The sequence below is a fragment of the Comamonas sp. genome (genome assembly GCF_036666375.1).
Taxonomy (GTDB): Bacteria; Pseudomonadota; Gammaproteobacteria; order Burkholderiales; family Burkholderiaceae_C; genus Comamonas.
In genome coordinates this window covers 51,824-56,840 of sequence record NZ_JAVWWA010000021.1, presented here as the reverse complement: position 1 = coordinate 56,840, position 5,017 = coordinate 51,824, and the positions used below count along the sequence as shown (strand labels likewise).

Here is a 5,017-nt window from a genome sequence, read left to right as displayed (position 1 = left end):
AAGTACACGCCGTTCGGCCACAGCGACTACCAGACCATCGTTGCCGACATCAAGAAGTTCAGCCAGGGCGGCAAGACGGCCGTGGTCTCGACCATCAACGGCGACTCCAACGTGCCGTTCTACAAGGAACTGGGCAATGCCGGCCTCAAGGCCACCGATGTGCCCGTCGTCGCCTTCTCCGTGGGCGAGGAAGAGCTGCGCGGCGTGGACACCAAGCCGCTGGTCGGCCACCTCGCCGCCTGGAACTACTTCATGTCGATCAAGAACCCCGAGAACACGGCGTTCATCAAGAAGTGGAGCGACTACGCCAAGGCCAAGAACATCGCCGGCCACAAGGACAAGCCGCTGACCAACGATCCGATGGAAGCCACCTATATCGGCATCCACATGTGGAAGCAGGCCGTCGAGAAGGCCAAGTCCACCGACGTCAACAAGGTGATCGCGGCCATGGCCGGCCAGACCTTCAAGGCACCCAGCGGCATCGTCAGCAAGATGGACGAGAAGAACCACCATCTGCACAAGAACGTGTTCATCGGCGAGATCAAGGCCGACGGCCAGTTCAACGTGGTCTGGAAGACGCCCGCGCCCGTCAAGGCCAAGCCCTGGAGCCCGTACATCCCTGGCAACGACAAGAAGAAGGATGAGCCAGAGAAAAAGTGATCGGCTGATCCCTGGCAGCGGCGCCTTGCGCTGCTGCCTCTCGTCTGGCGCGGCCTGCGGTGCAGGACGCGCGCTTTTTCTGGAATCGGCACACCATGCTTGGATACTCAATCACCACCACACTGCTGCGCTGCGTCGCGTTCGCGGCAGTGCTGCTGGGCTCCACGGCGGCCCAGGCGCTCACGCCCGCGCAGGCCTTGGCCATGGCGCAGGGCGACTCGGAGGCGCGCATTGCCGCCATCCAGGCTGCGCTGCAGCAACCCGACGCCACGCTGGCCCCCTACCTGCGCGCGCTCGGCGATGACGCCGTGGTGGTGGCCGACGGCCGCGCGCTCATCGTGCGCAACGGCCAGGCCAGCGACCCGGCGACGGGCGCGGCCACGCCTTTGCCCGACGGCACCGAAGACGTCATGAACAACAACCGGCTGCGCGGTGAGATTTCCGCTGCGCTGGCCGCGCTCGATCTGTTTGCGCCCGACACCGCGCTGCGCCGCGAAGCCGCGCAGGCGATGCTCAAGCAGGCCTCGCCCGCGGCCATTGCGCTGCTCGAACGCGCTCTGGCCGAGGAAAAAGACAGCGCCGTGCGCCAGTCGCTGGAACTGGCGCGCGCGGCCGCGCTGCTGGGCAGCGACGATGCCGACCAGCGCCGCGCCGCCGCCGGGTCGCTGGGCGAAAGCGGCTCGCCCCAGGCCCGCCTGCTGCTGCAGACGCGGCTGGCCGAGGAAAGCGACGAGAAAGTCAAAGCCCAGCTGCGGCGCTCGCTGGCCCAGGTCGACGACCGCCTGGCCTGGGGCGAGCGTCTGGGCGTGGTGTTCACCGGCATCAGCCTGGGCTCCATCCTGCTGCTGGTCGCGCTGGGTCTGGCGATCACCTATGGCCTGATGGGCGTGATCAACATGGCGCATGGCGAGCTGATGATGATCGGCGCCTACGCGACATACATGGTGCAGAACCTGTTCCAGAGCTATTTTCCCGGTGCGTTCGACTGGTATCTGCTCGCGGCCGTGCCGCTGTCCTTCCTGGCCGCGGCCGCCGTGGGCGCGCTGATGGAGCGCACGGTGCTGCGCTTTCTCTACGGCCGCCCGCTGGAAACGCTGCTTGCCACCTGGGGCATCAGCCTGGTGCTGATGCAGACGGTGCGCACCTTGTTTGGCGCGCAGAACGTGGGCGTGGAGAACCCGGTCTGGATGAGCGGCGGCTGGCAGCTGCTGCCCAATCTGACGCTGCCGCTCAACCGGCTGGTGATCATTGTCTTCGCGGCTGCGGTGCTGCTGGCCATGGCCTGGACCATAGGCCGCACGCGCCTCGGATTGTTCGTGCGCGGCGTCACGCAGAACCGCGCCATGGCCGCCTGCATGGGCGTGAACACGGCGCGCGTCGACACCATGGCGTTTGCGCTGGGCTCGGGCGTCGCCGGCCTGGCGGGCTGCGCGCTGAGTCAGGTGGGCAATGTGGGCCCCGACCTGGGCCAAAGCTACATCGTCGATGCCTTCATGGTCGTGGTGCTGGGCGGTGTGGGCCAGTTGCTGGGCACGGTCTACGCGGCGCTGGGCCTGGGCATCCTGGGCAAGTTTCTCGAAGGCTGGACCGGTGCGGTGCTGGCCAAGATCGCGGTGCTGGTCTTCATCATCATCTTCATCCAGAAGCGGCCCCAGGGCATCTTCGCGATGAAGGGCCGCAGCGCGGAGGCTTGATATGCAGCTGAATTCTTCTGTTCCTTCTGTCGTGTTGCCGGACCCCAAGCCGCTGCTCACGCGCCGCGGCTGGGCCGTGTTCCTGGTGGCGCTGATCACCATCTGCGCGCTGGCACCCGCGCTCAATCTGTGGGTGCCCGCGGGCAGCGCCTTCCATCTGTCCGACTACGCGGTCTCGCTGATCGGCAAGATCATGTGCTACGCGATCTGCGCGCTGGCCATGGACCTGATCTGGGGCTACGCGGGCATTCTGAGCCTGGGCCACGGCCTGTTCTTCGCGCTGGGCGGCTATGTGATGGGCATGTACCTGATGCGCCAGATCGGCGCCGACGGCAACTCGGGCAGCGCCTTGCCCGACTTCATGGTGTTTCTCGACTGGAAGGAGCTGCCCTGGCACTGGCAGCTCAGCGACAGCTTTGTCGCCACGCTGTTCCTGGTGGTTGCCGTGCCCGGCCTGGTGGCCTTCGTGTTCGGCTACTTTGCCTTCCGTTCGCGCATCAAGGGCGTTTACTTCTCGATCATCACCCAGGCGCTGACCTATGCGGCGATGCTGCTGTTCTTCCGCAACGAGACGGGCCTGGGCGGCAACAACGGCTTCACCGATTTCAAGCGCATCCTGGGCCTGGCGATCGCGACCCCCGAAATGCGCATGTTCCTGTTCGTGCTCACGGGCTGCATGCTGCTGGGCTGCTATCTGTTTGCGCGCTGGCTGGTGCAAAGCAAGTTCGGCCGGGTGCTGCAGGCCATCCGCGACGCCGAGACGCGCGTGATGTTCTCCGGCTATTCGCCGCTGCCCTACAAGCTCACCATCTGGTGCATCAGCGCCATGATGTGCGGCATCGCGGGCGCGCTCTATGTGCCGCAGGTGGGCATCATCAACCCCGGAGAGATGAGCGCCGCCAACTCCATAGAGATGGCCGTTTGGGCCGCCGTGGGCGGGCGCGCCAGCCTGATCGGACCGATCGTGGGCGCGTTCATCGTCAACGGCGCCAAGAGCTGGCTCACCGTCAGCGCACCCGAGTTCTGGCTGTATTTCCTCGGCGCGCTGTTCATTGCCGTGACGCTGTTCCTGCCCCAGGGCGTGGTGGGCCTGGTGCGCCAGATGCGCGGCTGGCGCAAGGCCAAACCCCAAGGAGAAACGCCATGACCCCCGATCAAATGGAAGCCGGCGCCGAGCGCCTTGAAGCGCTGGCGCAGCGGCGTGCGGCGCAGGAGCCGGGCGACTCGGGCGGGCGCAACGCCAGCTACGCGCGCACCGCCGTGCCCGGCGAAGTCGACGTGACGCATGGCCGCATCCTGTACCTCGAGGACGTGCATGTGAGCTTTGACGGCTTCAAGGCAATCAACGGCCTGAGCCTGGACATCGCGCCCGGCGAGCTGCGCTGCATCATCGGGCCCAACGGCGCGGGCAAGACGACGATGATGGACATCATCACCGGCAAGACCCGGCCCGACCGCGGCACGGTGTTCTTCGGCTCGACCATAGACCTGCTGCGCTACAACGAACCCGAGATTGCCCAGCTGGGCATAGGCCGCAAGTTCCAGAAGCCCACGGTGTTCGAGAACCTCACCGTGTTCGAGAACCTCGAGCTCGCGCTCAAGACGCACAAGGGCGTGCGCCACTCGATGTTCTTCCGCCTCGACAGCGCGCAAAAGGACAGGCTGGCCGAAGTGCTGCACACCATTCACCTTGCCGATGCCGTGCGGCGCGAGGCCGGCGTGCTGAGCCACGGTCAGAAGCAATGGCTGGAAATCGGCATGCTGCTGATGCAGGAGCCCAAGCTGCTGCTGCTGGACGAACCCGTCGCCGGCATGACCGACGAGGAAACCGTGCGCACCGCCGAACTGTTCCTGCGCCTCAAGGGCCAGCATTCGCTGATGGTGGTCGAGCACGACATGTCGTTCATTGCCGCGATCTCCGAGAAAGTCACGGTGCTGTGCGACGGCGCGGTGCTGGCCGAGGGCCCGCTGGCCCAGGTCCAGGCCGACGAGCGCGTGGTCGAGGTCTATCTGGGGCGCTGAGCCCGCACAATCATGCTTAAAGTCCAGAATCTTCATCAGTACTACGGCGGCTCGCACATCCTGCGCGACGTGAGCCTGCGCGCCGAGCCCGGCCAGGTCACGGTGCTGCTCGGGCGCAACGGCGTGGGCAAGACCACGCTGCTCAAGAGCCTGATGGGCCGCGTGCCGATTCGCAGCGGCTCCATCGAATGGCAGGGCCGGCAGATTGCCGGCCTCACGCCCTACGAGCGCGCGCGCGCCGGCATAGGCTTTGTGCCCCAGGGGCGCGAGATCTTCGGCCGGCTCACGGTCGAAGACAACCTGCGCATGGGCCTGGCGTATTGCAGCGCGTCGACGCCCATCCCGCCCGATCTGTTTGAACTGTTTCCGGTGCTGGCGCAGATGATGCAGCGCCGCGGCGGCGATCTGTCGGGCGGCCAGCAGCAGCAGCTGGCGATCGCGCGTGCGCTCGCGCCCGGCCCGAAACTGCTGATTCTCGACGAGCCCACCGAAGGCATACAGCCGAGCATCATCAAGGACATAGGCCGCGTGATCCGCATGCTGGCGCGCGAGCGCGGCATGGCCGTGCTGCTGTGCGAGCAGTACTACGACTTCGCCGAGGAGCTGGCGGACCAGTACCTGGTGATGCAGCGCGGCGCGGT

The 5,017-nt window shown here is 66.3% G+C and carries 5 protein-coding genes; all 5 read left to right on the top strand.

All coding sequences use genetic code 11. The annotated features are described in order from the left end of the window. On the top strand, positions 1-660 hold a 660-nt coding region (locus RR928_RS07800; protein WP_332682048.1), incomplete at its 5' end, for a transporter substrate-binding protein. Between the two features lie 95 nt (positions 661-755). After that, positions 756-2,354, top strand: coding sequence for an urea ABC transporter permease subunit UrtB (urtB, locus tag RR928_RS07795; protein WP_332540253.1), 1,599 nt, complete (start codon positions 756-758; stop codon positions 2,352-2,354). Position 2,355: 1 nt separating this feature from the next. Continuing rightward, the gene (gene urtC / locus RR928_RS07790; protein ID WP_332540251.1) at positions 2,356-3,501 is read left to right on the top strand and encodes an urea ABC transporter permease subunit UrtC; all 1,146 of its coding nucleotides are present in this window, start codon (positions 2,356-2,358) and stop codon (positions 3,499-3,501) included. Then, entirely contained in the window at positions 3,498-4,376 is an 879-nt protein-coding gene (gene urtD / locus RR928_RS07785; protein WP_332540249.1) for an urea ABC transporter ATP-binding protein UrtD, read from the top strand. The genes urtC and urtD overlap by 4 nt, the downstream gene beginning before the upstream one ends. A 12-nt stretch (positions 4,377-4,388) precedes the next feature. Continuing rightward, on the top strand, positions 4,389-5,017 hold a 629-nt coding region (urtE, locus tag RR928_RS07780), incomplete at its 3' end, for an urea ABC transporter ATP-binding subunit UrtE (protein WP_332682045.1).

Coding starts and splice junctions, on each gene's coding strand:
- urtB (WP_332540253.1), top strand. CDS start 756: ATGCTTGGATACTCAATCACCACCACACTGCTGCGCTGCGTCGCGTTC.
- urtC (WP_332540251.1), top strand. CDS start 2,356: ATGCAGCTGAATTCTTCTGTTCCTTCTGTCGTGTTGCCGGACCCCAAG.
- urtD (WP_332540249.1), top strand. CDS start 3,498: ATGACCCCCGATCAAATGGAAGCCGGCGCCGAGCGCCTTGAAGCGCTG.